The organism is Streptomyces viridochromogenes DSM 40736 (assembly GCF_000158955.1).
GTDB classification, from domain to species: domain Bacteria; phylum Actinomycetota; class Actinomycetes; order Streptomycetales; family Streptomycetaceae; genus Streptomyces; species Streptomyces venetus.
In genome coordinates, this window is the sequence record NZ_GG657757.1 from 5534377 (window position 1) to 5561072 (window position 26696).

Genomic DNA, 26696 nt, shown 5'->3' on the forward strand with positions numbered 1-26696 from the left:
TGTGACGTTTTTGGTCGCCCGGGCGCAGTAATGAGTGAGCCGACTGGTCATCGGCCGTCGCACAGAGCCGGGGTTCCCCCCGTACCTACGGCTCGTGCACCTGAGCGCGGGCGGGACACGTTCCCCCGGTCCCGCCCGCGCCCCAATCTCTCTCCCGCCTCCCTCACCAGGACACGACGACCTTGTCGCCGTTGCGGACCTGCGCGTACAGCGCCGAGATCGCCCGCTCGTCCCGTACGTTGACGCAGCCGTGCGAGGCGCCCGCGTAGCCCCGGGCCGCGAAGTCGGCCGAGTAGTGCACGGCCTGGCCGCCGCTGAAGAACATCGCGTAGGGCATGGGCGAGTCGTAGAGCGTGGACACGTGGTCGCGCGACTTCCAGTAGACCGAGAAGACACCTTCCCGGGTCGGCGTGTACTGCGAGCCGAAGCGCACCGCCACCGTCGACACGGTCCGCCCGTCGATCATCCAGCGCAGGGTCCGGCTCGTCTTGTCGATGCACAGCACCCGGCCGGTCATGCAGCGCGCGTCCGGCGGGTCGGCCGGCTGCCCGCCCATCAGGTACAGATCCCAGCGGCCCGGCTCGCGCGTCATCCCCCGCAGGCGCTGCCAGGTGACGGTGTCGGTCCGCCCGGTGCGCGGCAGTCCGCGCTTGCCCTGGAAGCCGCTGACCGCCCGCTCCGTCCGGTCGTCGTACGTCCCGGTGGGCCCGTCGAAGAGCCAGGCGACCTGGCGCAGCCGGGCCTGGAGTTCACGGACGTCACGGCCGGTGTCGCCCCGGGACCACAGCACACGGGCCGGGGCGGGGGCGGCGCTCGGCTTGTCGTCGGTGGGCGGTGCGGAAGCGGTGCCCGGCCCGCCGCCCCGGTCGGGGCCGCCGGCCGGGGCCGGTGTGTCGCCCGGCATCTCGATGTGCACCGGCGAGCGGCGCTTCCCGTCTCCGTCAGCGGGCTGCACGGTACAGCCGGCCAGCACGGCCGCCCCGGCGACTGCCGCCGCGATCGCTGCTCTCCCCATGCCCCTGGTACGCACACGGCCCCCAGTCGTCTCACCGGCGTGCCCGGATGTCACCTGAGATGCTCCCCGGGCGTGACCCGTCGCGAACCAGGGGGCATGGTGGTGAGCGAGGTCACTTCCACGGGGAGGCATCACGCCATGGCGCACGAGTCGGAGTCCGGGTTGCCGATCGAGCCGGTCTACGGGCCGGAGGTTCTCGAGGGCTGGGATGCGGCGGAGAAGCTGGGGGAGCCGGGGGCGTATCCGTACACCCGGGGTGTGTACCGGTCGATGTACACGGGGCGGCCGTGGACGATGCGGCAGTACGCGGGCTTTGGTACGGCGGCGGAGTCCAACGCCCGTTACCGGCAGCTGATCGCGCACGGCACGACGGGGTTGTCGGTCGCGTTCGACCTGCCCACCCAGATGGGCCATGACTCCGATGCGCCGATCGCGCACGGCGAGGTCGGCAAGGTGGGCGTGGCGATCGACTCGGTGGAGGACATGCGGGTGCTGTTCGGCGGGATCCCGCTGGATCAGGTCTCCACGTCGATGACGATCAACGCCCCGGCAGCGCTGCTGCTGCTCCTGTACCAGCTGGTCGCCGAGGAACAGGGCGTCCCGGCGGACAAGCTGACGGGCACGATCCAGAACGACGTGCTGAAGGAGTACATCGCCCGCGGCACCTACATCTTCCCGCCGAAGCCGTCGTTGCGGCTGACCGCGGACATCTTCAAGTACTGCGGGGCCGAGATCCCGAGGTGGAACACGATCTCGATCTCGGGCTATCACATGGCCGAGGCGGGCGCGTCCCCCGCGCAGGAGATCGCCTTCACCCTCGCCGACGGCATCGAGTACGTGCGCACGGCGGTCGCCGCCGGGATGGACGTGGACGACTTCGCCCCGCGGCTGTCGTTCTTCTTCGTGGCGCGGACGACGCTTCTGGAGGAGGTCGCCAAGTTCCGTGCGGCGCGGCGGATCTGGGCGCGGGTAATGCGCGACGAGTTCGGCGCGCGGAATCCCAAGTCGCTGATGCTGCGTTTCCACACGCAGACGGCCGGGGTGCAGCTGACCGCGCAGCAGCCCGAGGTGAACCTGGTCCGCGTGGCGGTGCAGGGGCTGGCGGCGGTGCTGGGCGGCACGCAGTCGCTGCACACCAACTCCTTCGACGAGGCCATCGCCCTGCCCACCGACAAGAGCGCGCGCCTGGCCCTGCGCACCCAGCAGGTCCTGGCCCACGAGACGGACGTCACCGCCACCGTGGACCCCTTCGCCGGCTCCTACGTCATCGAGAAGATGACCGACGACGTCGAGGCCGCGGCCGTGGAACTGATGGCCAAGGTCGAGGAGCTCGGCGGTGCCGTGGCCGCCATCGAGCGGGGTTTCCAGAAGGGCGAGATCGAGCGCAACGCCTACCGCATCGCCCAGGAGACCGATTCCGGGCAGCGGGTCGTGGTCGGCGTCAACCGCTTCCAGCTCGACGAGGAAGAACCCTACGAGCCGCTGCGGGTCGACCCGGCCATCGAGGCCCGGCAGGCCGAACGCCTGGCCAAGCTCCGCGCCGAGCGCGACCAGCCGGCCGTGGACGCGGCCCTGGCGGCCCTGAAGAAGGCCGCCGAAGGCGACGACAACGTCCTCTACCCCATGAAGGAAGCCCTGCGCGCCCGCGCCACCGTCGGGGAGGTCTGCAACGCACTGCGCGAGGTCTGGGGCGCGTACGTTCCGTCGGACGTCTTCTGACCGGTGGCCGGGACGGGGGGAGTGTCACACCCTCGTGCGACACTCCTTTCCATGTTCGGTGTCATCGATCTGCCCACCTACCTGGCGGGCCTCGTCCTCATCATCCTGCTGCCCGGTCCCAACTCGCTGTACGTGCTGTCCGTGGCCGCCCGCCGTGGTGTGCGTGCCGGGTACACCGCGGCAGGGGGCGTGTGGTGCGGGGACACGGTGCTGATGACGCTCTCCGCGGCCGGTGTCGCCTCGCTGTTGCAGGCGAACGCCGTGCTGTTCGGGATCGTGAAGTACGCGGGTGCCGGCTATCTGACGTGGCTGGCCATAGGCATGCTGCGGGCCGCCTGGGGCATGTGGCGCACCCGGGGCGAGCGGTCCGCCGAGGCGGCGGAGGCTCCCGCATCCGCCGAGGAGCGGCCCTTCCGCCGGGCCTTCGTCGTCAGCCTGTTCAACCCGAAGGCGATCCTGTTCTTCGTCGCCTTCTTCGTGCAGTTCGTCGACCCGGGGTACGCCTATCCCGCCGTGTCCTTCGTCGTCCTGGGCGCCTTCGCGCAGCTCGCCAGCGTGCTCTACCTGAGCGCGCTGATATTCGGCGGCACCCGGCTGGCCGCCGCCTTCCGCCGCCGCAAGCGGCTGTCGGCGGGTGCCACCTCGGCGGCGGGGGCGCTGTTCCTCGGCTTCGCGGTGAAGCTGTCCCTGGCGGGCGCGTAGCCGCGGACCGCACCGGGCTGGTGCCGCGGCAGGCACCGTTTGCCCGTCGAGGAGCGGCGTCCGGTGCGTGCTCTGGGCGTGGGGAGCGTGCCGGGCGTCGCGACGGGGCGAACGTTGCCTGACGGGGCGAACGTTGCCTGTCGGGGCACCAGCACTGGCCGAATCTGGCGGGGCTAGCACCGGCCGAAGCGGGTGAGGTACTCGGGGAGGCCCGCGGGGGAGTCGCCCGCCCAGCCGACGTAGCCGTCGGGCCGGACGAGGAACAGGCCGGGGCCGTACGTCCCGGGCGCCGGGCCCCGTACGACGTGGACCGGCGCCTTGACGTCGTCCGGAGCCTGCGCACCGCCCAGCGCCAGCAGCGTCCAGTGGGGGCCGCGGAAGGCGTCGAAGAGGCGGACGCCGGCCACGGTGCCGTCGGGCGCGCGGTCACCGGCCCGGAGCGGGCCCGGGTCGGGCCGGGTCTCCTGGGTGAGCGACGACCCCCGGTAGCCGAGGCCGAGCTGGCGGGTCGCCTCGCCGCGCCGGGTCTCACCGCGGTGCACGCTGGTCGACAGTCCCAGCATGTCGGCGGCGACGGGCCGCCGTTCCTCCGCGTAGGAGTCGAGGAGGGCCGCGTCCGCGCCGTCGCGCAGCACCGCGCCCAGCTTCCAGCCCAGGTTGTAGGCGTCCTGGACGCTGGTGTTGAGGCCCTGGCCGCCGGCCGGGGAGTGCACGTGCGCCGCGTCACCGGCGAGGAAGACCCGGCCGCAGCGGAAGCGGTCCGCCAGGGCCGCCCGGGGGCGGAAGTCCGAGGCCCAGCGCAGCTCGGTCACGGCCTCCGGCGCGAGGTGCGAGCGGGCGGCGACGACTTTCCGTACGCCCTCCAAGGACAGGTCGGGAGCCGTCCCGTCCGGGAACCGGGCCACCAGCTGGAAGTCCTCCGTGCCGGCCAGCGGGCAGATCGCGAGGAAACCGTCGCCGTCCCCGCCCGGCGGGAAGACGTGCCAGTTGTCCCGGTCCAGGCCGCTGATCCGGACGTCCGCCACGAGCGTCGGGTGGGGGTCGAGGGTCTCGCCCGTCATGCCGATGCCGAGCAGCCTGCGCACGGTCGAGCGGCCGCCGTCCGCCGCCACGGCGTACCGGGCCGTGAGGGGCTCCCCGGAGTCGAACTCAGCGCGGACCCCGTCCGCGTCCTGCGTCAGGCCGACGAGCTCCCGGCCGAAGGCCACCTCGCCTCCCAGCTCCTCCAGACGCGCCCGCAGGATCTCCTGCGTACGCCATTGCGGCACCATCCACGGCTCGGTGTACGGCGCGTCCTCGCTCGCCTCGGCCGGGTCGAACATCCGGTGCTCGCCCGCCCGCCTGCCGTCCTGCCAGATCATCCCGACCGGGTAGGTGCCGCCCGCCGCGCGGATCGCGTCCAGCACACCCAGGTCGTCGAAGACCTCCATGGTGCGCGGCTGGATGCCCTTGCCGCGCGAGCCGGGGAACAACGCCTGCGCCCGCTCCACGACCAGCGCGGCCACGCCCCGCCGGGCGAGATCGATGCCGAGCGCCAGCCCGGTGGGGCCCGCTCCCACCACCAGCACGTCCGTGTCCATGAGCCACCCACTCCTTAACGTTGTTAAGCGCCGTCGTTCAGCAGAGTCGCCTTAACGGTGTTAAGTTGTCAAGCGTGAGTACGGAACGACGTGAGCCCCTCGACCGCCGACGGGTCGCGGACACCGCGCTGCGGCTGCTGAACGAGGTGGGCCTCGACGGCCTGACCCTGCGCGCCATCGCCCGGGAACTGGACGTGAAGGCACCCGCCCTCTACTGGCACTTCAAGGACAAGCAGGCGCTGCTGGACGAGATGGCGACGCAGATGTACCGCCGGATGGTGGCCGGGGCCGCCCTCGACCCCGCCGACACCTGGCGGGAACGGCTGCTGAAGGCCAACCGGGGGCTGCGCGCGGCCCTGCTCGGTTACCGGGACGGCGCGAAGGTGTTCAGCGGCTCACGGTTCACCGGCATCGAGCACGCCGGGCAGATGGAGGAGAACCTGCGGCTGTTCACGGCAGCCGGCTTCACCCTGCCCCAGGCCGTCCGCGCGCTCACCACGACCTACCTGTACACGCTCGGCTTCGTCACCGAGGAACAGGGCGTGCGGCCCCTGCCCGGCGAGCGCCGCGAGGGCTACGACGTACACGAACGCGCCCGCCTGATGGCCGACTTCCCGCTGTCGGCCCAGGCGGGCGCGGAGATCTTCGAGGACTACGAACGGCACTTCGAGGAGGGGCTGGCCCTCGTCGTCGAGGGGATCGGGGCGCGGTACGGGGTCTCATGACACCCCTTGGTCAGGAGTGCTTCGTGCGCGCCCGCCGTACGGCCCGGGTGACCACGGGCGGCAGCAGGTCCTTGGCGAGGCGGCGGGCCCGGGACGGGGCGGGCCGGGCCGGGCGCGCCGCGCGGGACTCGGTGACACGGGCGGGCGGGACGCTCGCCGGTGCCGGCGCCAGGTAGTGCCGGGAGGTCGGGAAGGGCGGCGGCTTCATGCCCCTGGACCGGGCGCGGACCAGCCGGTGCCCCGCCGCCTCCTGCACGCTCAGTCCGCAGTCCGAGCGCTGCCGGAGCATGTCGAGCAGTTCCTCCTGGAGCGGCTCGGGGTCGCCCCAGGTGCCGTAGAGCTTCTGCGTGCTGAGGCAGATCGGCCGCAGCCCGCGGTTGAGGACCGCCTCCCAGGTGGCGACCGAGACACCCGGCGTGTGCTCGGAACGGAAGTCGTCGAGGACCACGATGCCCTCGGGCAGCAGGATGTCGTGGGCCGCGCCGATGTCGCCGTGCACGTGCTCGTACAGGTGCGAGGCGTCCACGTGGATGAAGCGGCAGGTGTTCGGGGCCACCTTCTCGGGGACCACGGAGCTGGGGGCCGCGATCACCGTCGGCAGGGTGTCGTGGAAGGAGAGGTAGTTCCGCTCGAAGGTCTGGCGGGTCAGCGAGGCGTAGGACTTCTGCGACTCCGCCTGGTTGGCGCCGTCCGGGGCGTCGCCCTCGAACAGGTCGCAGACCGTGAACTTCTCGCCGGTCTGGAGGTGGTGGCCGAGCAGGATCGCGCTCTTGCCCATGTAGACGCCGAGTTCCAGCAGGTCGCCCTGGATGCCCTGGCTCCGCTGCCGCTCCAGGAACCAGGTGAAGAGCATCTGGTCCAGCGCGGGGAACCAGCCGGGGACGTCCGTGAGCTCGCCGGGGTGCTTGTCGGTGGCTTGTGCGTTGGTCATGGGACGAGCCTTCTCCCTCAGCGTTGCCGGAACCGACGGTTGGTTGAACGTCGCGTGAACAGCCTCAGCGGGCTTTCGTCAGCATCGCCCGCAGCCGTGGGGTCAGCGGCTTCTCCACATAGTGGTTCAGCAACCACGCAAGCATCAGCATTGAGGCCGCGGTCAGGGCGAATGTCACCCCGGACGGCAGGTCCAGACCCCGGTGCAGGGCGTGGATCACCACCCAGCCGAGGTGCTCGTGGACGAGGTAGAACGGATACGTCAGCGCCCCCGCCACCGTCAGCCAGCGCCAGTTCGCCCACCGCAGCCAGCCCAGCGCGATCGCCGCGACCGCCACGAACCCGAAGGTCACGACGGCGAGGATGCCGAGCGAGGAACGGTAGGAGAAACCGTCCGCGCTGGGCGCGTGCCACAGGCTCTGCACCGCGAAGTGCTGCCCTGTCAGCCAGCTCACGGCGACGATGCCCCAGCCGTAGGCGTCCCGCCGGTCCAGGTGGACGAGGTAGAGGCCGACGCCGCCGATGAAGAACGGGGCGTACTCGGGCATCACCACGATGTCGAGCAGCGGCATGTTCGCGTTCTCGGCCATCACCGCGGCCAGCATCCAGATCCCGCAGAACATGATCACCCGGCGGCGGTTCGCCCCGGGGAGCACCACGCACAGCGCGAACAGCGCGTAGAAGCGGATCTCCGCCCACAGCGTCCAGCACACCCCGAGCACCCGGTCCACGCCCAGCGGCATCTGAAGCATGGTCAGGTTCACCAGCGCGTCGCTCGGCGACACCGCCTCGTAGGCGACCACCGGCAGCGCGAACACGGCCGTCACGAGCACGACCGCCGCCCAGTAGGCGGGCAGCAGCCGGGAGGCGCGGGAGGCGAAGAACGACTTCAGCGGCCGGCCCCAGCCGCTCATGCAGATCACGAACCCGCTGATCACGAAGAAGACCTGGACGCCGAGACAGCCGTAGGCGAAGTACTCGTGCAGCGTCGGGAACTGCTCCTTGGGCGAGGTGCCCCAGGCCTCGGCGACCTCGCCGTCCCGGCCGCCGTAGTGGTACGCCGCCACCATCAGCGCGGCCACCAGCCGCAGCCCGTCCAGGGCACGCAGCCGGCCGCCGGAGCTCTGCCGGCGCCGTGGGACGGTCGTGGCGCCCGGTGGTTCGACCAGCACGGCGGCACCGGGCTGGGGCTTGCGGGTGCTGACGACCGTCTCGGTCACGCTGAAACCTCTGTAGCTCGTATGTCCTCTACCTGAGCCGCCTGTGGGCGGGCAGGGCGCCGGCAGTCACCCTAGGACGGAGATTGACGCTAAAACGTTCGACGGGAACAGGCTTCGCCTGCCGGTCCCCATGGGTTCATCTGGATGTCGCCGAAGCCCACCGGATGTCGCCGAAGCCCGCCGCCGGGGCGGGCCCGCTTCAGCGCCGTACCGCCTTGCGCAGCGCCCGCGCCCGGCGCACCACCCGGCGTGCCGTGGAGTTGCGGGGCAGGAACGCCAGCCGCTGCGGAATACCACCGGGCAGTCCGAGCGCGGTGAGACGGCGCTTCTTGAAGTAGCGCCGGGTGCGCGCACCGAGGTGCCGGGAGAGGAACCGCTCCGCCCGCGGACGCAGGTCCGGGTAGATCTGCGGCTGCATGGTGAACCCGACGGCGATGACCAGGTCGGACAGCCGTTCGGACGGCAGGACGTCACCGTCCCCGTCGCCTTCCAGGTCGGGCAGCAGCGCGTCCGCCAGGGTGGTGGGGATCCGGTTGCTGTTCTGGTAGGGCGTCAGCCGCTCCAGCAGCAGGTCGGTGCCGATGCGCGCCACGGGCAGGTCGTAGAAGGCCGAGGCCGTGAACAGCGCGGTCGAGAAGCAGCCCACGACCAGCGCCGGCCGGGCCCGGTCGAACAGCACCTCGGCGAGCACCGGCGTGTCCAGCACGGTGAGGTCCACGCCGAGCTTCTCGGCCTCGGACTCCAGGGCGCGGCTGTAGCGGGCCGGTGCGGTCGGGTGCGGTTTGAAGACGACCGTGCGGTGGCCGCGGGCGACGGCGCCCCGCATCATCCGCACGTGCAGGTCCTCTTCCTCCTCGGGGGAGAGGATGTTCAGCGCCGACAGGTACTGGCCGAGCAGCAGCGCCGCGTCACCGGGCAGGTCGGGCAGCTCCGGGACGGTCTCGGTGACCTCGCCCAGCACCTTCAGGAACGCGGGCGACGGCACCAGGTGCGCCGGCACGTCGAACTCGGTCAGCAGCATCGGCGTGAGCCCCGGCACCAGATCGAGGTGCAGCAGCCGCCGCACGCGCGTGCCGACGAGCGGGTCGAGCTTGTTGCGCGTGGGGCCGTAGCTCATCAGCCCGTCGGCGTAGACGTCGACGGGGGCGTCGGTGAACAGCTGGGCCACCGTGAGCGCGGGCGCGACCTGGATGGACTCCAGCACCAGGCTCACCCGGTCCTCGCCGAGGCCCCACAGCATCCGCAGATAGCGCTCGAAGAGCGGGATGTCGTCGGAGCGCGGCGTCCAGGCACCGGGGTGGAAGGGGCGGATCGCCTCGTTCCAGGACAGCACCTCGTCGAAGTGCTCGCGCAGCGGCGCGAAGCCCGGCATCTCGTCGAGGGCCGGGGTCGTCTCCGGGTTCGCGGAGTTGTTGAACACCAGCAGCACCCGGCGGTCCGGCTCCTCGAAGAGGTCCGAGTCGATCGCGGCGGCCAGGGTGGCGACGCCGTACAGCGTCGAGGCGCAGAAGATCTGTGTGGTCCCGGGCATCAGGCGGCCGCCCCCGCCGTGGTGACCCTGCGCCGCAGCCGCCGCAGCTTGGCCGAGCGGTCCATGTCCATGGCCTCCAGTGCGTCTCCGAGCGCGTCCTGCGGCATGCGCCTGATGGCCGCCGCGCTCATCGACCGCAGCTGCCTGGCCACGGCCGGTTCGAACCTGTCTTCGTTGGAAAGGTGGTGGGCGATGATCGCGCAGTACGTCCGCACCGCCTTGGGGAGCAGCCGGTCCGCCTCGCGGTCCGCGGCCGTCTCCTCGATCACCTGGTCGAAAGCGCGAATGAAGTCGAGCTGGCGGACGTCGCCGATCTGGGTCAGGGACGAGGCCACCCCGCGCCGGTAGAACACACCCAGCAGGCTCACCACGGCGAACGACTCCGCCTCGCGGTGCAGCTTCCAGATCCACGGCCGGTCCTCGGCCGTGCGCAACCCGTCGGTGAAGTGCAGCACGCCCTGGTCGAGCAGGCGGCGGTGGTAGGCGCCGGCCCACGCGTAGGCGTAGTCGACGGACGTCGAGCGGTGGGCGGGCAGGATCGCGTCCCGCGGGCTGAACGCCTCCCAGCGCCGGCCGACCGGGACCCGGCTCACGGAACGGGCCCGGGCGGTCGCCTGCACATGGTCGGTGCGGACGAAGTCGCAGCCCAACTCGTCCATGGCGGACACCAGTTCGGCGAGATAGCCGGGGGCCAGCCAGTCGTCACCGTCCAGGAACGTCAGGTACTCGCCCTGCGCCGCGTCCAGGCCGGTGTTGCGGGCCGTGGCCAGCCCGCCGTTCTGCTCGTGTCGGATGTATCGCACGCGCGCGACATCCGAAAGGTCCTCGGCCGCTCGTTCGAGAATGGCCGGGGTTTCGTCCTTCGAATGGTCGTCGACCAGGATGAACTCGAAATCGCGGTCGGCGTTCAACCGAAGGCTTCTGAGGGTGTCCGGGGCGTATTGCTGCACGTTGTAGAACGGCACGATCACGGAAAGCTTAGGCACCCGCAAAACGTTAGGAGCCCGTCCGGCTCCGGAACTTTCTGGTGAACATACACTGGGTGAACTCAATGTGTCAGAACGGTGCACCCCGTGTACTTCCCGCCTTCCGGCTGGCCAGTTCGGCTCTCGGTGGGGTGTTGTTAACTTTTCGTTGAGTCGCGGTTCCGCCATACCTAGGAATTGCTTCCTAGCGTCTTCGACGTGCCAGCAAGTACACCGAAGCGCCCGCGAATCGCCGTCCTCGCGGACTCCGACACCCGATGGAAATGGGGTGCGCTCACCGCGCACCGCATCGCCCCGGGTCCGTCCATGGAAGCCGGACCGCGCGACGACGCGCAAGTGGGACCTGCCCTCGACGGATTCCTGCTGCGCGGCCGGGCGACGCCCACCCCGCGCCAGCTGGAGGAGGTCGGGGTGCGCGCCGACTCGCTGCGGGAGGTCACCGCCGTCGAGTTCCTGCGCGCCATGGAAGAGGAGTCGTACGACATCCTCGTCCTCGCCCTGGTCGGCGGCGGTGTGCAGGCGATGCTGCACGGCCTGAAGCGGGTCTGGGAGAACCGGACTTCGCGCCCGGTCGTGGTCACCGGCTACGTCGGTGTCGTCTACGAGAAGCTCGCCGACGGCCTGCTGCTGCGGCACGGCGCGGACCTGGTCCTCGCCAACTCCCGCCAGGACGCGGACCGTTTCCGGGCCGTCTACGACGGGGTGGGCGCCGACGCCTCGTCAGTCACCGAAGTGGCCCTGCCCTTCCTCGGCGGCGCGGCCTACGAAGGCGAACACACCCCTTATACGGTCGTCTTCGCCGCCCAGCCCTCCGTGCCGGAGAACCGCAAGGACCGTACGTACCTGCTGAACCGGCTGGTCCAGCACGCCCGCCGGCACCCCGAGCGCGAGGTGCTGCTGAAGCTGCGCTCCAAGCCGGGCGAACACACCACCCACATCGAGGAACTGCCGTACCAGAAGCTGGTGCAGCGCCTCGACCCACCGGCCAACTTCCGCCTGGTGTACGGAAACATGGGCGAGGTCCTCGACCGCACCGACCTGCTGGTGACGGTCAGCTCCACGGCCGCCCTGGAGTCGCTGCACCGCCGCGTCCCGACCGTCGTCCTGACCGACCTCGGCGTGCGTGAGGCGCTCGGCAACCACCACTTCGTCGGCTCCGGCTGCCTCGCCTCCTGGGACCAGCTCGACGCCGGACACCGGCCCGTGCCCGACACGGAGTGGGTCGCGCGACAGGGCGTCGTGGCCGACGGATCGTACGAGTCCGCCTTCGACGTGGCGCGCGAGCGCATCGCCAAGCTGCTCGGCCGGCCCGGCGGACTGCCGCCGCTGGCCCCGTACTACACACCCGTCACCGCCCCCGGCTATCTGCCCGGGATCCTCGCCCGCCACCACCTCGGCCCGGACGGCACCCCGCTGCCCGGCGCGCCCGCCGCCGACAAGGACCCCGGACCGGTCCGGCAGATCGTGCGCCGGGCGGCGCGCGGCGCCTACCGGCACGGCGTGCAGCGCGTGGCGCCCGTCATCCGGCGGATGGGCGAGCTGTGAGCCGCCCCGAGACCCCTGCTCAAGGAGTAGTCCCCATGTCCCAACCGGAAGCGGGCCGAGGCGCCTCGGTGCGCCGCGTGCTCGCGGTGATCCCCGCGCGCGGCGGCTCCAAGGGCGTGCCCGCGAAGAACCTCCTGCCCGTCGGCGGCGTCCCGCTGGTGTCCCGCGCGGTGCGTGAGTGCCTCGCCTCCCGGCTGGTCACCGACGTCGTCGTCTCCACCGACGACCAGGCCATCGCCGCCGCCGCCCGCGAGGCCGGCGCGGAGATCGTGCTGCGCCCCGCCGCCATCGCCGGGGACACGGCGACCTCCGAGGCCGCGGTGCTGCACGCCATGGACGCCCACGAGGCCCTGCACGGGGCGCAGGTGGACGTGGTGCTGCTGGTGCAGTGCACCAGCCCGTTCATCATCCGCGAGGACGTGGACGGGGTCGTCGAGTCCATCGCGGAGAACGGCGCCGACACCGCGCTGACCGTGGCCCCGTTCCACGGCTTCGTGTGGCGCGACGCGGACGACGAGGTCACGGCCGGGAGCGTCGCGGAGTCCGACGCGGCCGTCGGCGGCGGCTACGGCATCAACCACGACAAGTCCTTCCGCCCGCGCCGCCAGGACCGCCCCCAGGACTTCCTGGAGACCGGCGCCGTCTACGGCATGGACGCGCTCGGCTTCCGCAAGCACCAGCACCGCTTCTTCGGCCGCACGGAACTCGTGCGCACCGACCCCGCCCGGGTCCTGGAGATCGACGATCCGCACGACCTGGCCCGCGCCCGGGCCCTCGCCCCGCTCTTCGACGCGGAGCGCCCCGGCGCCCTCCCGACCGCCGACGACATCGACGCGGTCGTCCTCGACTTCGACGGCACCCAGACCGACGACCGGGTGCTCGTCGACTCCGACGGACGGGAGTTCGTCTCCGTGCACCGCGGGGACGGACTCGGCATCGCGGCCCTCCGCAGGAGCGGCCTCAACATGCTGATCCTGTCCACGGAACAGAACCCTGTGGTCGCCGCCCGGGCCCGGAAGCTCAAGCTCCCGGTGCTGCACGGCATCGACCGCAAGGACCTCGCGCTGAAGCAGTGGTGCGAGGAGCAGGGCATCGCGCCGGAGCGCGTGCTCTACGTCGGCAACGACGTCAATGACCTCCCGTGCTTCGCCCTCGTCGGCTGGCCCGTGGCGGTCGCGAGCGCCCACGACGTCGTGCGCGGCGCCGCACGCGCGGTCACCACCGTCCCCGGTGGCGACGGCGCGATCCGAGAGATCGCCAGCTGGATCCTCGGCCCCTCTCTCGATTCCCTCACCAAGTAAGGACATCTCTGCCATGAGCACCAACTCCCGTATCCGCACCTTCGGTTCGCGCGAGGTCGGCCCGGGCCGTCCGGTCTACGTCTGCGGTGAGATCGGCATCAACCACAACGGCGAGCTCGAGAACGCCTTCAAGCTGATCGACGCCGCCGCCGAGGCCGGCTGCGACGCCGTCAAGTTCCAGAAGCGCACCCCGGAGATCTGCACCCCGCGCGACCAGTGGGACATCGAGCGCGACACCCCCTGGGGCCGGATGACCTACATCGACTACCGCCACCGCGTGGAGTTCGGTGAGGACGAGTACCGCGCGATCGACGACTACTGCAAGTCGAAGAACATCGACTGGTTCGCCTCCCCGTGGGACACCGAGGCCGTCGCCTTCCTGGAGAAGTTCGACGTCCCCGCCCACAAGGTCGCCTCCGCCTCCCTCACCGACGACGAGCTGCTGCGCTCCCTGCGCTCCACCGGCCGCGCGGTGATCCTCTCCACCGGCATGTCGACCCCGAAGCAGATCCGCCACGCGGTCGAGGTCCTCGGCTCGGACAACATCCTGATGTGCCACGCCACGTCGACCTACCCGGCCAAGGCCGAGGAGCTCAACCTGCGCGTCATCAACACCCTGCAGCAGGAGTACCCGAACGTCCCGATCGGCTACTCCGGTCACGAGACGGGTCTGCAGACCACCCTCGCCGCGGTCGCCCTGGGCGCCACCTTCGTCGAGCGTCACATCACCCTCGACCGCGCCATGTGGGGCTCGGACCAGGCCGCCTCCGTCGAGCCGCAGGGCCTCACCCGCCTCGTCCGTGACATCCGCACGATCGAGGCCTCCCTCGGCGACGGCGTGAAGAAGGTCTACGAGTCCGAGCTGGCCCCGATGAAGAAGCTGCGCCGCGTCACCGGTGTGGTCGCCGAGGCGGAGATCGCCGACGCGGCGGGCGAGCCGGTCGGCGTCTGAGAGCACCCCTCCCCACACCCCCCCTTACGACGGGACGGTCGTACGTCGATGAGCCCCCGCGCCGGGAACGCCGGCCCCCACACTCTCGCGTTCGTCGAGAGTCCGGTACAGCTGCTGAACGTGCTGGAGTGGGCGCACACGCAAGCGCCCGGCGTGGGGCTCACCCTCGTGGTGCTGTCACCCGTCGACCCGATGACGCGTGGCCAGCTGCGGCGGATGTCCGACCTGGCCCGCGACGAGGGGCACGTGGTGCGCTGGGAGGAGGCGCGCGGCGGCCCGATGGCGCCCTTCCAGACCATCGGCGGCCTCACGGGCCTGCTCCGCAGGGCGCACCGGGTGGTGCTGGGGGACCCCTTCTCCCGTTACGTGCAACTGCTGCTGACGATCACACGCGCCCGTGACCTCGTCGTCGTCGACGACGGCACGGCCACGATGGAGTTCGTCGGCCAGCTGGCCCGGGGCGAGCGGCTGGTGCGCTGGCACCGCAAGGGCGGCCGCCCCGGCCCGCGGGACCTGATCTTCGCGCCCGTGTCCTCCTCGGCCCGCCGCCGGCTGACCCCCGGAGGCAAGCGCCGAGTCGAGGTCTTCTCGTCCATGCCGGTGCAGGACACCCCGGCGGGTGTCACCGTCACCGCCAACGACTTCGCCTGGACCCGGTCCCGCTTCGGCCCGCCCCGCATCACCAAAGGCGCCGACATGGTCGGTACGTCCCTGGTGGAGACGGGTGTCGTGGACGACGACCGCTACCTCGAGGCCGTCCGCGCCCTGGCCGCGACCCACGGCGCCACCCGCTACTTCGCACACCGCCGCGAGAGCCCGACGAAGCTGCACCGCCTCGCGGTCGAGACGGGCCTGGAGATCGTCCGCCCCGAACTCCCCCTCGAACTGATCGCCCGCCGAGGCCCCATCGGCCGGATGATCCTCAGCTTTCCGTCCACGGTCGTGCACACCCTGCCGCTGGCCCTGTCCGGCACGGAGGTCCGCGTCGCGGTCTGCGACATCGACCCGGCATGGCTGACCGAACACGCTTCACCCCGGGCCCAGGGATTCCTCTCGGGGGTCACGGGGACGGCGCGGGACGTGCACCGGTTGTCGACGGTGGACTCGGCGCCTCCTGTGGCTCCGGCCTCTTCGCCGGATCCGGCCCCTTCGGCGGATCCGGCGGACCCGGCGGGTCCGGATGGCCCGGCGGGTCCGGGGAAGATCACGGGCACGACGGGCGCGACAAGCGCGACAGGCGCGACCGGGACGGCGGGCTCGCCACGACCGGCTGGTTCGCCACGACCGGCTGGTTCGCCAAGGTCGGCTGGTTCGCCAGGGTCGACCGGTTCAGCCGGTTCGACCGGTTCGGCGAGCATGGCCGGCCCGGCGGGTGCCGCGGGCGTGGTGGCCGCGGGGTAGTGACCTGAGTCAGAGACCCTGTCGTCGGATCGGCGGCCGTCAGCCGGATGCCGTGCGGCCGCCGGGTCCGGCCGGGCCTGCTGGAGTCCGGCCTCCGGCACGCCGGGCAGCTCGCGAGAACTACCCGAAAATCTCCGGCTCAGGTCCTGGAGCCCGTCCAGCAGCTCCCCGCCTGCTCCGCGACGCCCGGCACGCACGCTCGCAGAAGCCCCCTCGATGTCACTCAGGTCCGGCGACCACCGCCGGCCTGCGGGCCAGCAAGAAGGTGCGAGGACGCTTCTCCCCGTCCACGGCCTCGCGCAGCACACAGGCGTGCAGCTCCAGTCCGGCCCGCGTGAAGTGGGACGCGACGGTGTCCGGGGTGCGCCAGTAGTAGTCGAGAGAGATCTCCTGCCCGAAGCGCTCCGTGAGCCGTTCATGACCGTCCACGTCACCGGACTGGAAGCCCAGCAGCACGGGCGCGCCCGGCACCAGCACACGGTGGAACTCGGCGAAGACCGCGGGCAGCTGGTCGTCCGGCACATGAATGATCGAGTAGAGCGCGACGATGCCGCCGAGCGTCTCGTCCGGCAGGTCCAGGGCCGTCATCGAACCGACGTGGAACCGCAGCTCCGGGTGCTCCCGGCGGGCCAGGGCCACCATGCGGGGAGAGACGTCCACCCCGAAGACCGGCAGCCCGAACGCGTGCAGCCGCGCCGCCACGTGTCCGGGGCCGCTGCCGAGGTCGGCGACCGGGGGCTGCTTCGGCGCCCCGGCGGCCCGGACCATGTCCACGAAGGCCGTGAGGAGGGCCCGCTCCAGAGGTCTGCCCGCCAGGCTGTCGGGGAACTCGGCGGCGTAGGCCTCGGCGATGGCGTCGTACGAGGCCTGGGTTGCGTGAAGGAACTCGGGGGAGTCTGCGCGCACCCGCGCACACTATCGGTGGCGCGCGTCCGGCAGGCGAACGGGCCAGCGTTCCCCGCGCGGGGCGTGGTATCCGTGGAGGAGGATGGTTGGATACCGGAGCGATGACGGAGGTGTGGCCGATGTCACACTCTGGGGGGTGTGGTGACCAGCGCGGCCTAAAAGGCAGGCAGCTTACCCATCTCATTTGATAGCTATGCGCCCGGCGGCCATATTTTCTTCCCCTAACGGGTTGAAGTTTTGTTGATCGAGGGTCAGCCGGCCGCCCTGGCGCCCTACCCTTCAGAGGGTGAAGCAATTGATGTCACTGGAGTCCGAGGTCGATCTTCCCGGGGGAGCCGTGCTTCCCGGTGCGCTGCCCGACGTTCTGCGGGCCGAGCTCATCGCGTTCCGACGCGACATGCACATGCACCCGGAGCTGGGCAACCAGGAGTTCCGCACCACAGCCGCGATCAAGGAGCGGCTGGAGAGGGTGGGGCTCAAGCCGCGCGTCCTCCCCGTCGGGACCGGACTCGTCTGTGACATCGGCGTAGCGGGTGAGCAGTGGGACGGGGGGCCCAGCATGCTCGCGCTGCGGGCCGACATCGACGGCCTGCCCATCCCCGACACCAAGGCCGACTGCCCGTACCGCTCGACCGTGCCCGACCGTGCGCACGCCTGCGGCCACGACGTGCACACCACGGTCGTCCTCGGCGCCGGCCTCGTCCTCGCCGAACTGCACAAGCAGGGCCTGCTGCCCCGCCCCGTCCGGCTGATCTTCCAGCCTGCCGAGGAGGTGCTGCCGGGCGGCGCCGCCGACGCCATCAAGGGCGGGGCGCTGGAAGGGGTCGGCGCGATCATCGCCGTGCACTGCGACCCCCGGGTGGACGCGGGGCAGATCGGACTCCGCGAGGGGCCCATCACCTCCGCCTGCGACCGGCTGGAGATCGCCCTGAACGGCCCGGGCGGCCACACGGCACGCCCCCACCTGACGACCGACCTGGTCACCGCGGCCGCCCGTGTCGTCACCGACGTACCCGCCCTGGTCGGCCGCCGCTTCGACAGCCGGAGCGGACTCGCCATCACCTGGGGCCGCGTCGAGTCGGGGCACGCGCCCAACGTGATCCCGCAGCACGCCGAACTCTCCGGCACCGTGCGGTGCCTCGACATCGACGCGTGGCGGCAGGCGCCCGACGTCGTGGTCGGCGCGATCGACGAGATCGCCAACCTCTACCGCGCCAAGTCGGAGATCAACTACGTGCGGGGGGTCCCGCCCGTCGTCAACGAGCCCGGCGTGACCGAGCTCCTGCGGGACGCCATGATCGCCCGGCGCGGCGTCGACTCCGTGGTGGGCACCGAGCAGAGCCTCGGCGGCGAGGACTTCTCCTGGTACCTGGAACACGTCCCCGGCGCCATGGCCCGCCTGGGCGTGCGCACCCCGGGCGAACTCCACGTCCGCGACCTCCACCAGGGCGACTTCGACGTGGACGAGTCCGCGATCTCGGTAGGAGTGGAACTCTTCACAGCCGCAGCCCTGGTCAACGGCCTCCGCTAGCCCAGCCCCCAGCCCAGGCTCCAACTGCGTGCCAGGCCCGGCCCCCGGCCCCCGGAAAAGACTTCGTTTCCCCGCCCCGCTCCCGTCCCCGAGAGAGCGGGGCGCGGTGCGCCCCGACCGCACCCTTTCGGCCCCGTTCGAGCCCGCCGTTCACACCGGCGTAACCGGCCATCGGCACGAATGGATAACGCACTCCTGTGACCCGTTCCCAAGGGGTTTCTACGCGCGTTAATGTGCGCCGCACCGAGCACCCACTGCGGGTCTTTGGAGAATGGGGAACTTCAGATGCGTCGGATTTCCAAACTGACCCGTGTCGCGGTGGGGGTCGCGTCGCTGGGGCTCGTCGCCACGGCCTGTGGCAGCACCAGCGGTGAGAGTGGCGACAGCGGCGACAAGAACGACCGTGGCGTCGCCATCGCGTACGACGTCGGCGGCAAGGGCGACCAGTCCTTCAACGACGCCGCCTACGCCGGGCTGACGAAGGCCAAGGGCGAGTACGGCTACAAGACGGCCGACATCGAGCCCACCGAGGGCGAGACCGACGCCGACAAGGAGCAGCGCCTGGCCTCCCTGGCCAAGCAGGGTTACAACCCTGTCATAGGCATCGGCTACGCCTACGGCCCGGCGATGAAGGCCGTCGCCGCCAAGTACCCGAAGACCAGCTTCGGCATCGTGGACTTCGTGGTCGACAGCAAGAACGTCGCCTCCCTCGTCTTCGCCGAGGAGCAGGCTTCGTACCTGGCCGGTGTCGCCGCCGCCAAGAGCACCAAGTCGAAGGTCGTCGGCTTCGTGGGCGGTGTGGACATCCCGCTGATCCACAAGTTCGAGGCCGGCTACAAGCAGGGCGTCCAGGACACCGACCCCAAGGTCAAGGTCGTGTCGCAGTACCTGACGCAGACGGCCGAGGAGGGCGGCTTCGCCAGCCCCGACAAGGGCAAGGCCGCTGCCGAGGGCCAGATCGAGAAGAAGGCCGACGTGGTCTACGCGGCCGCCGGCCTGTCCGGGCAGGGCGTCATCGAGGCCGCCGCCAAGGCGAAGGTCTGGGCGATCGGCGTCGACTCCGACCAGTACAAGCAGGCCGCCCTCGCGAAGTACAAGAACTCCATCCTCACCAGCGCCCTCAAGGACGTCGGCGGCGCGGTCTACGCGCTCTCCAAGTCGGTCCACGACGGCAAGCCGCTGACCGGCACCCAGACCTTCGACCTCAAGGTCAACGGCGTCGGCCTCTCCGAGTCGAACCCGGAGTACGCCAAGGTTCCGGGCCTCGCGGACGCCGTGAAGAAGGCCAAGGAAGGCATCACCGACGGCACCATCAAGGTCAAGACCGAGTAGCGGCAGCGGTCGCACAGCAGGTGAGGCGGGCGGGCACCCACGGTGCCCGCCCGTCTCGCGCTTCCCGGGCCCGGATCACCCAGCGCCACCCTCCGTTCGCGGTCGGCAACGCCCCGGCCGGGACGCGGTACTGGCTTGGGCACGGGCGCATAACAAGGTGGACAGAAGGGGTTTTCAGGCAGGTCTACGCGCGTTAATCTGCGGCGAAACCAGCGCCGAAGCTGTCCAGCTGTCCATCCGGCGCTTGTACGACAGGAGCACTCACACATGCGCCGGATTTCCCGGATCACGGTCGCAGGCGCAGCGACCGCTTCCCTGGCCCTCGCCCTCTCCGCCTGTGGCAACACCTCGACCTCCGGGTCGTCCGAATCGAAGGGGAACAAGGGCCTCGCCATCGCGTACGACGTCGGCGGCAAGGGCGACCAGTCCTTCAACGACGCCGCCTACGCGGGTCTGGAGAAGGCGCAGAAGGAGTTCGGCTACAAGACCGCCGACCTGGAGCCCACCGAGGGCGAGACGGACGCCGACAAGGAGCAGCGCCTGGTCTCGCTGGCCAAGCAGGGCTACAACCCGGTCGTCGGTGTCGGCTACGCCTACGCCGCCGCAGTGAAGGGCGCCGCGGAGAAGTTCCCGAAGACCACCTTCGGCATCGTCGACGACGCCACGATCAACACCAAGAACGTGGCCGACCTGGTCTTCAACGAGGAGCAGGCCTCCTACCTGGCCGGTGTCGCCGCCGCCAAGAGCACCAAGTCGAAGGTCGTCGGCTTCGTCGGCGGTGTGGACATCCCGCTGATCCACAAGTTCCAGGCGGGCTTCGCGCAGGGCGTCAAGGACACCGACCCGAAGGTCAAGGTCCTCTCCCAGTACCTGACGCAGACCGCCGAGGAAGGCGGCTTCGCCAGCCCCGACAAGGGCAAGACGGCCGCCGAGGGTCAGATCGAGAAGAAGGCCGACGTGGTCTACGCGGCCGCCGGTCTGTCCGGTCAGGGCGTGATCGAGGCCGCCGCCGCCAAGAAGGTGTGGGCGATCGGCGTCGACTCCGACCAGTACGAGCAGGAAGCCCTCGCCAAGTACAAGGACTCCATCCTCACCTCGGCGATGAAGGACGTCGCCAAGGCGGTGTACAGCCTGGCGAAGTCCGTGAAGGACGGTAAGCCGGAGACCGGTATCGTTCGTGGCGATCTGAAGACCGGCGAGGTGAGCCTGTCGAACTCCAACCCGAAGTTCGCGGACAACGCCGAGCTCCAGGAAGCCATCAAGACGGCCAAGGAGAAGATCATCAGCGGCGAGATCAAGGTCAAGAGCAGCTGACGAGCTACTGCCTGAAGCAGGTGGTAACCCCGGGGTTACGCCCGCGGGGCGGGGTACGGGGAGGTCGCTCCTCGTGCCCCGTTCTCGCGGGGCGCCGACCCCTTTGTATGCCGTAGGGGCGCTACGCGCGTAGACGACCCCCGTCCCCAGGAGAGTGCGTTATCAACGCGTCCAGCAGCCCTCCGGCCGGAGCGGCGGTCGACACATCGGTGACCGCCGTCGAACTCGCCGGGATCACCAAGCGCTTCCCCGGCGTCGTGGCCAACCACGACATCCACCTCAGCGTCCGCAAGGGCACCGTCCACGCCCTCGTCGGCGAGAACGGCGCCGGCAAGTCGACCCTGATGAAGATCCTCTACGGCATGCAGAAGCCGGACGAGGGCACCATCGCGGTCAACGGCGAGCAGGTGAGCTTCTCCTCGCCGGCCGACGCCATCGTCCGCGGCATCGGCATGGTCCACCAGCACTTCATGCTCGCCGACAACCTCACGGTCCTGGAGAACGTGGTGCTCGGCAGCGAGAAGCTGTACGGCATCGGCGCCAAGGCCCGCCGCAAGATAAAGGAGCTCTCCGACCGCTACGGCCTCGGTGTCGAGCCCGACCTCCTGGTCGAGGAGCTCGGCGTCGCCGCCCGCCAGCGCGTGGAGATCCTCAAGGTCCTCTACCGCGGCGCCACCACCCTCATCCTCGACGAGCCGACCGCCGTGCTCGTGCCGCAGGAGGTCGACGCCCTCTTCGCCAACCTGCGCGAACTGAAGTCCGAGGGCCTGTCGGTCATCTTCATCTCGCACAAGCTCGGCGAAGTGCTCTCCGTCGCCGACGAGATCACCGTCATCCGCCGCGGCACCACCGTCGGCACGGCCGTCCCCGCCGAGACCACCCCGCGCCAGCTCGCCGAGATGATGGTCGGCAGCGAACTCCCCACCCCCGAGACGGCCGAGTCCACGGTCACCGACCGCCCGGTCATCACCGTCGACAAGCTCCGCCTCGCGGCCCCCGGCGGCAAGGCCCTCCTCGACGACATCAGCTTCACCATCCACGCGGGCGAGGTCCTCGGCATCGCCGGCGTCGAGGGCAACGGCCAGACCGAACTGGTCGACGCGCTCATCGGCCTCAAGCACGCCGACTCCGGCACCATCGCCCTCGCCGGCGAGGAGATCACCGCCTGGCCCACCCGCAGGCGCCGCGAGCAGGGCATCGGCTACATCCCCGAGGACCGGCACCGCCACGGCCTCCTCCTGGAGGCCCCCCTCTGGGAGAACCGCATCCTCGGCCACGTCACCGAGAAGCCCCTCGCCAAGGGCGTCTGGCTGGACCCGAAGGCGGCCCAGGAGGACACCCGCCGCATCGTCGAGGCCTACGACGTGCGCACCCCCGGCATCGACGTCACCGCCGCCTCCCTCTCCGGCGGCAACCAGCAGAAGCTGATCGTCGGCCGCGAGATGAGCCACAAGCCGCGCTTCCTGATCGCCGCCCACCCCACCCGGGGCGTGGACGTCGGCGCCCAGTCCGCCATCTGGGACCTCATCCGCGAGGCCCGCCGCGAGGGCCTGGCCGTGCTGCTGATCTCCGCCGACCTGGACGAGCTGATCGGCCTGTCCGACACCCTGCGCGTCATCTACAACGGCAGGCTGGTCGCGGACGCCGACCCGGCCACCATCACCCCCGAGGAGCTCGGCTCGGCCATGACCGGCGCCGCCACCGGGCACCTCGAGCACGACGAGACCCCCGAGATCTCGAAGGCCGACGCCCCCGAGTCTCCGGAAGACGAGGCCCGCTGATGAAGAAGTTCGACAAGGAGCGCGTGCTCCTCGCGGTGGCCGGACCGGTCATCGCGCTGGCCGTGGCCTTCGTGCTGAGCGCGATCGTGCTGGTCGCGTCGGGCAAGAACCCGGTCGAGCCGTTCACCGTGATGTTCGAGCAGATCGGCTTCTCGGACATCCAGGTGCTGGTCATCAACCAGGCCTCGATGTACTACATCGCGGCACTCGCGGTGGCCATCGGCTTCCGGATGAACCTGTTCAACATCGGTGTCGACGGCCAGTACCAGCTCGCCGCCATGATGGCCGCCGTCGTCGGCGCCCACGCGAACCTGCCGGCCGTCCTCCAGATCCCGCTGCTGCTCGTGACCGCCGTCCTGACCGGCGCCTTCTGGTCCGGCATCGCCGGTGTCCTCAAGGTCACCCGCGGCGTCAGCGAGGTCGTCGCCACGATCATGCTCAACGCGATCGCCACCTCCGTGATCGCCTACCTGTGGCTGCCGGACGTCTTCGGCGTGAAGGTCGGCAACAACAACACCACCGGCGAGATGCACGAATCCGGCTGGATCCCCGGCATCAGCATGGGCGCGGCCGGCGAGATCTACGGCCTGGTGCTGCTCGCCGTCCTGCTCGGCATCGGCTACTGGGTCGTCCTCAACCGCACCCGGTTCGGTTTCGACCTGCGCGCCTCCGGCGCCTCCACGACCGCCGCGGCGGCCAGCGGCGTCGACCCCAAGCGCATGGTGCTCACCGCCATGCTGCTCTCCGGCGGCCTCGCGGGCCTGGCCGGCCTGCCGATCCTGCTCGGCGACACCCACACCTACAGCCTGAACTTCCCCACCGGCATCGGCTTCCTCGGCATCGGCATCGCCCTGCTCGGCCGTAACAGCCCCGTGGGCATCGCCTTCGCCTCCCTGCTGTGGGCCTGGCTCGACAAGGCCTCGCCCGAACTGGACTTCCACGGCTACGACAAGGAGATCGCGGTCATCATGCAGGGCCTGATCGTGCTCTCGGTCGTCGTCTCCTACGAGGCCGTCCGCGAGTGGGGCCTGCGCCGCCAGCAGCGCCGGGTCGGCGCCGAACTGGCCGCCGGTCACGTCCTCGGCGCCGCCCACACCAACACCGTGAAGGAGGTGGCTGGCCGATGACCACCGCGATCTCGGCGACCGACGTCAACCAGCCCACGCTGCAGCCCGCGGCGCCCACCGGCCGCCGTCTGTCGTGGCCCGTCCTGCTGCTGATCATCGCCGGCGGCCTGGCGCTCACCTCGATCGTCCGCCTCGTCACCGGCGCCGACGGCATCACCAACGTCAGCCAGATGTCCACCGCGCTCCAGCTCGCCGTGCCGATCGGCCTCGCCGGTCTCGGCGGCCTGTGGGCCGAGCGCGCGGGCGTGGTCAACATCGGCCTCGAAGGCATGATGATCCTCGGCACCTGGTTCGGCGCCTGGGCCGGATTCCAGTGGGGCCCGTGGACCGGCGTCCTGGTCGGCATCATCGGCGGCGCGATCGGCGGCCTGCTGCACGCCTTCGTCACCGTCACCTTCAACGTCAACCACATCGTCTCCGGTGTGGCCATCAACATCCTCGCCCTCGGCGCCACCCGCTACCTCGCGCCCCTCGCCTTCGAGGGCCACACCGGCGGCTCGGCCAAGCAGTCCCCGGCGGTGGAGTCGCTCGGCCACTTCACGGTGCCGGGACTGTCCGACGCGCTCACGGACCTCAACGCCAAGGGCTGGTTCCTGATCTCCGACGTCGCCGGTCTGCTGGGCGGCCTGGTCACCAACGTCTCCTGGCTGACCCTGCTCGCCGTCGCGCTGATCCCCGCCACCTGGTGGATCCTCTGGCGCACCGCGTTCGGCCTGCGGCTGCGCTCCTGCGGCGAGAACCCGGTCGCCGCCGAGTCCCTCGGCGTCAACGTCTACAAGTACAAGTACATCGCCGTGATCATCTCCGGCGGGCTGGCCGGCCTCGGCGGTGTCTTCCTCTCCATCGTCGCCAACCCCTTCTACCTGGAGGGCCAGGTCAGCGGCCGCGGTTACATCGGCCTCGCCGCGATGATCTTCGGCAACTGGATGCCGGGCGGACTCGCCCTCGGCGCGGGCCTGTTCGGCTACACCGACAGCCTCAACCTGCGCGGCGGCTCCGCCAACGTGCACGCCCTGCTGCTGCTCGGCGCGCTCCTGCTGCTCATCGGCGCGATCTGGCTGGTGGTTCGCAAGAAGTACCTCCAGGCCGTGATCACCCTGGTCGTCGGCGCCCTGGTGTTCGCCTGGTACGCGACCACCGACGAGGTCCCGAACCAGGTCGTCTCCGCCACGCCGTACGTGATCACCCTCGTCGTCCTGGCGCTGTCCGCCCAGCGGCTGCGCATGCCGAGGGCGAACGGCATGCCGTACCGGAAGGGGCAGGGCAAGTGACCGCCGACGGCCCGGTCGTCGACTGGGAGAAGCTGCGCGCCGTGGCACGGGACGCCATGTCCCGGGCGTACGCCCCGTACTCCGGATACCCGGTCGGCGTGGCCGCCCTGGTCGACGACGGGCGGATCATCTCCGGCTGCAACGTCGAGAACGCCTCGTACGGACTGGGCCTGTGCGCCGAGTGCGGCCTGGTGTCGGAGCTGCACAACACCGGCGGCGGCAGGCTGACGCACTTCACCTGCGTCGACCGCGACGGTGCCGTGCTCGTCCCGTGCGGCCGCTGCCGTCAGCTGCTCCACGAGTTCGGCGGCCCGGAGCTCCTGCTGGAGACCCCGGAGGGCATCGTGCCGCTCTCCCGGATGCTGCCCCAGGCCTTCGGCCCCGGCCACCTCAGCAAGTAGTCATATCCCGTACGGCCCCTCCGAGTTGTCCAGGAGGGGCCGTACGGCTTCTGGAACCCTCGGAAGGAAGCCCAAGCCATGGCCATGGACGCCATCTCCGTCATCCGCACCAAGCGGGACCGCGGCGAGCTCAGCGACGAGCAGATCGACTGGGTCATCGACGCGTACACCCGCGGGGAGGTGGCCGACGAGCAGATGTCCGCGCTCGCGATGGCCATCCTGCTCAACGGCATGAACCGCCGTGAGATCGCCCGCTGGACGGCCGCGATGATCGCCTCCGGCGAGCGCATGGACTTCTCGTCCCTGTCCCGCCCGACGGCCGACAAGCACTCCACGGGCGGCGTCGGCGACAAGATCACGCTCCCGCTGGCCCCCCTGGTCGCCGCCTGCGGCGCCGCCGTCCCGCAGCTGTCGGGCCGCGGCCTCGGCCACACCGGCGGCACGCTCGACAAGCTGGAGTCGATCCCCGGCTGGCGCGCCCTGCTCTCGAACGAGGAGATGCTGTCGGTGCTGGACGGCACCGGCGCGGTGATCTGCGCGGCGGGTGACGGCCTGGCCCCCGCGGACAAGAAGCTCTACGCACTGCGCGACGTCACGGGCACGGTCGAGGCGATCCCCCTGATCGCCTCGTCCATCATGTCGAAGAAGATCGCGGAGGGCACGGGCTCACTGGTCCTGGACGTGAAGGTGGGCATGGGCGCCTTCATGAAGACCATCGAGGACGCCCGCGAACTGGCCTCCACCATGGTCGGCCTCGGCACCGACCACGGCGTGAAGACGGTCGCGCTCCTCACGGACATGTCGACCCCGCTCGGCCTCACCGCGGGCAACGCCCTGGAGGTCCGCGAGTCCGTGGAGGTCCTGGCGGGCGGCGGCCCCGCGGACGTCGTCGAGCTGACGATCGCCCTGGCCCGCGAAATGCTCGACGCCGCCGGGGTGAAGGACGCCGACCCGGCGAAGGCCCTGGCCGACGGCTCGGCGATGGACGTCTGGCGCCGCATGATCAAGGCGCAGGGCGGCGACCCGGACGCGGCCCTGCCGGTGTCGCGCGAGCAGCACGTGATCAAGGCCCCGTCGTCGGGCGTCCTCACCCGCCTCGACGCCTACGACATCGGCGTCGCCGCCTGGCGCCTCGGCGCGGGCCGCGCCCGCAAGGAGGACCCGGTCCAGGCGGGCGCGGGCGTCGAACTCCACGCCAAGCCGGGCGACACTGTGACGGAGGGCCAGCCCCTCCTCACCCTCCACACGGACACCCCGGAACGCTTCGACTACGCACTCCAGGCAGTCGAGGGCTCCTACGACATCGCCGCCCCGGGCACGGACTTCACGGCATCGCCGGTGGTGCTGGAACGTATCGCCTGACCTGGGGTTCTCTCGTACGGGTGAACGGGATCGGCGGACCTCCGCCGGTCCCGTTCGGCATGCT

General features: G+C 70.8%; 21 protein-coding genes and 1 pseudogene. 15 read left to right on the top strand and 7 right to left on the bottom strand.

The window, feature by feature from the left end:
* Positions 1–163: 163 nt before the first annotated feature.
* Complete coding sequence (locus SSQG_RS24485; protein ID WP_003992525.1) at positions 164–1015, bottom strand: L,D-transpeptidase family protein; 852 nt, start codon at positions 1013–1015, stop codon at positions 164–166.
* Between the two features lie 138 nt (positions 1016–1153).
* Here SSQG_RS24485 and SSQG_RS24490 point away from each other — a divergent pair, with 138 nt between their 5' ends.
* Positions 1154–2734, top strand: a complete 1581-nt coding sequence (locus SSQG_RS24490) for an acyl-CoA mutase large subunit family protein (RefSeq protein ID WP_003992526.1) — start codon at positions 1154–1156, stop codon at positions 2732–2734.
* Positions 2735–2785: 51 nt separating this feature from the next.
* Complete coding sequence (leuE, locus tag SSQG_RS24495; RefSeq protein WP_003992527.1) at positions 2786–3436, top strand: leucine efflux protein LeuE; 651 nt, start codon at positions 2786–2788, stop codon at positions 3434–3436.
* Positions 3437–3609: 173 nt separating this feature from the next.
* On the opposite strand, the gene SSQG_RS24500 is transcribed toward leuE, so the two are convergent.
* Entirely contained in the window at positions 3610–5016 is a 1407-nt protein-coding gene (locus tag SSQG_RS24500; RefSeq protein ID WP_003992528.1) for an FAD-dependent oxidoreductase, read from the bottom strand.
* A 74-nt stretch (positions 5017–5090) separates the two neighbouring features.
* Between SSQG_RS24500 and SSQG_RS24505 the strand changes: the two genes are divergently transcribed.
* Entirely contained in the window at positions 5091–5741 is a 651-nt protein-coding gene (locus SSQG_RS24505) for a TetR/AcrR family transcriptional regulator (protein ID WP_039933533.1), read from the top strand.
* Positions 5742–5751: 10 nt separating this feature from the next.
* Here the strand turns inward: SSQG_RS24505 and SSQG_RS24510 are convergent, their stop codons facing one another.
* The 4 genes from SSQG_RS24510 to SSQG_RS24525 all read right to left on the bottom strand — a co-directional run bounded on the left by SSQG_RS24510 (position 5752) and on the right by SSQG_RS24525 (position 10408).
* A complete protein-coding gene (locus SSQG_RS24510; RefSeq protein ID WP_003992530.1) occupies positions 5752–6672 on the bottom strand; it encodes a class I SAM-dependent methyltransferase in 921 nt (306 codons plus the stop codon).
* A 64-nt stretch (positions 6673–6736) separates the two neighbouring features.
* Positions 6737–7891, bottom strand: coding sequence for an acyltransferase family protein (locus SSQG_RS24515; protein ID WP_003992531.1), 1155 nt, complete (start codon positions 7889–7891; stop codon positions 6737–6739).
* A 199-nt stretch (positions 7892–8090) separates the two neighbouring features.
* The gene (locus SSQG_RS24520; protein ID WP_039933534.1) at positions 8091–9422 is read right to left on the bottom strand and encodes an alpha-2,8-polysialyltransferase family protein; all 1332 of its coding nucleotides are present in this window, start codon (positions 9420–9422) and stop codon (positions 8091–8093) included.
* A complete protein-coding gene (locus SSQG_RS24525) occupies positions 9422–10408 on the bottom strand; it encodes a glycosyltransferase family 2 protein (protein ID WP_003992533.1) in 987 nt (328 codons plus the stop codon). The genes SSQG_RS24520 and SSQG_RS24525 overlap by 1 nt, the downstream gene beginning before the upstream one ends.
* Before the next feature lie 198 nt (positions 10409–10606).
* Between SSQG_RS24525 and SSQG_RS24530 the strand changes: the two genes are divergently transcribed.
* The 4 genes and pseudogenes from SSQG_RS24530 to SSQG_RS24545 form a co-directional block, all read left to right on the top strand.
* On the top strand, positions 10607–11953 hold the full coding sequence (locus SSQG_RS24530) for a DUF6716 putative glycosyltransferase (RefSeq protein WP_003992534.1): 1347 nt from the start codon (positions 10607–10609) through the stop codon (positions 11951–11953).
* 35 nt (positions 11954–11988) lie between these two features.
* Positions 11989–13254, top strand: coding sequence for an N-acylneuraminate cytidylyltransferase (locus tag SSQG_RS24535; protein ID WP_003992535.1), 1266 nt, complete (start codon positions 11989–11991; stop codon positions 13252–13254).
* A 13-nt stretch (positions 13255–13267) separates the two neighbouring features.
* On the top strand, positions 13268–14206 hold the full coding sequence (locus SSQG_RS24540; protein ID WP_039933536.1) for an N-acetylneuraminate synthase family protein: 939 nt from the start codon (positions 13268–13270) through the stop codon (positions 14204–14206).
* Positions 14207–14254: 48 nt separating this feature from the next.
* Positions 14255–15313, top strand: a pseudogene (locus SSQG_RS24545) (hypothetical protein); the annotation flags it as partial.
* A 513-nt stretch (positions 15314–15826) separates the two neighbouring features.
* Here SSQG_RS24545 and SSQG_RS24550 read toward each other — a convergent pair.
* Complete coding sequence (locus SSQG_RS24550; RefSeq protein WP_003992538.1) at positions 15827–16513, bottom strand: class I SAM-dependent DNA methyltransferase; 687 nt, start codon at positions 16511–16513, stop codon at positions 15827–15829.
* Between the two features lie 298 nt (positions 16514–16811).
* Between SSQG_RS24550 and SSQG_RS24555 the strand changes: the two genes are divergently transcribed.
* The 8 genes from SSQG_RS24555 (at position 16812) to SSQG_RS24590 (ending at position 26632) form a co-directional block, all read left to right on the top strand.
* Positions 16812–18044 (top strand): M20 family metallopeptidase, encoded by a 1233-nt coding sequence (locus SSQG_RS24555; protein WP_039933537.1) that lies wholly within the window; start codon positions 16812–16814, stop codon positions 18042–18044.
* A gap of 285 nt (positions 18045–18329) precedes the next feature.
* Positions 18330–19376, top strand: a complete 1047-nt coding sequence (locus SSQG_RS24560; RefSeq protein ID WP_039933538.1) for a BMP family lipoprotein — start codon at positions 18330–18332, stop codon at positions 19374–19376.
* Between the two features lie 267 nt (positions 19377–19643).
* Positions 19644–20690, top strand: a complete 1047-nt coding sequence (locus SSQG_RS24565) for a BMP family lipoprotein (protein WP_003992541.1) — start codon at positions 19644–19646, stop codon at positions 20688–20690.
* Positions 20691–20899: 209 nt separating this feature from the next.
* A complete protein-coding gene (locus SSQG_RS24570; RefSeq protein ID WP_003992542.1) occupies positions 20900–22471 on the top strand; it encodes an ABC transporter ATP-binding protein in 1572 nt (523 codons plus the stop codon).
* A complete protein-coding gene (locus SSQG_RS24575; RefSeq protein ID WP_003992543.1) occupies positions 22471–23598 on the top strand; it encodes an ABC transporter permease in 1128 nt (375 codons plus the stop codon). The genes SSQG_RS24570 and SSQG_RS24575 overlap by 1 nt, the downstream gene beginning before the upstream one ends.
* Positions 23595–24869, top strand: a complete 1275-nt coding sequence (locus SSQG_RS24580; protein WP_003992544.1) for an ABC transporter permease — start codon at positions 23595–23597, stop codon at positions 24867–24869. The genes SSQG_RS24575 and SSQG_RS24580 overlap by 4 nt, the downstream gene beginning before the upstream one ends.
* Complete coding sequence (locus SSQG_RS24585; protein ID WP_003992545.1) at positions 24866–25270, top strand: cytidine deaminase; 405 nt, start codon at positions 24866–24868, stop codon at positions 25268–25270. The genes SSQG_RS24580 and SSQG_RS24585 overlap by 4 nt, the downstream gene beginning before the upstream one ends.
* An 84-nt stretch (positions 25271–25354) precedes the next feature.
* Positions 25355–26632 (top strand): thymidine phosphorylase, encoded by a 1278-nt coding sequence (locus SSQG_RS24590; RefSeq protein ID WP_208865726.1) that lies wholly within the window; start codon positions 25355–25357, stop codon positions 26630–26632.
* The last annotated feature ends 64 nt before the right edge of the window (positions 26633–26696 follow it).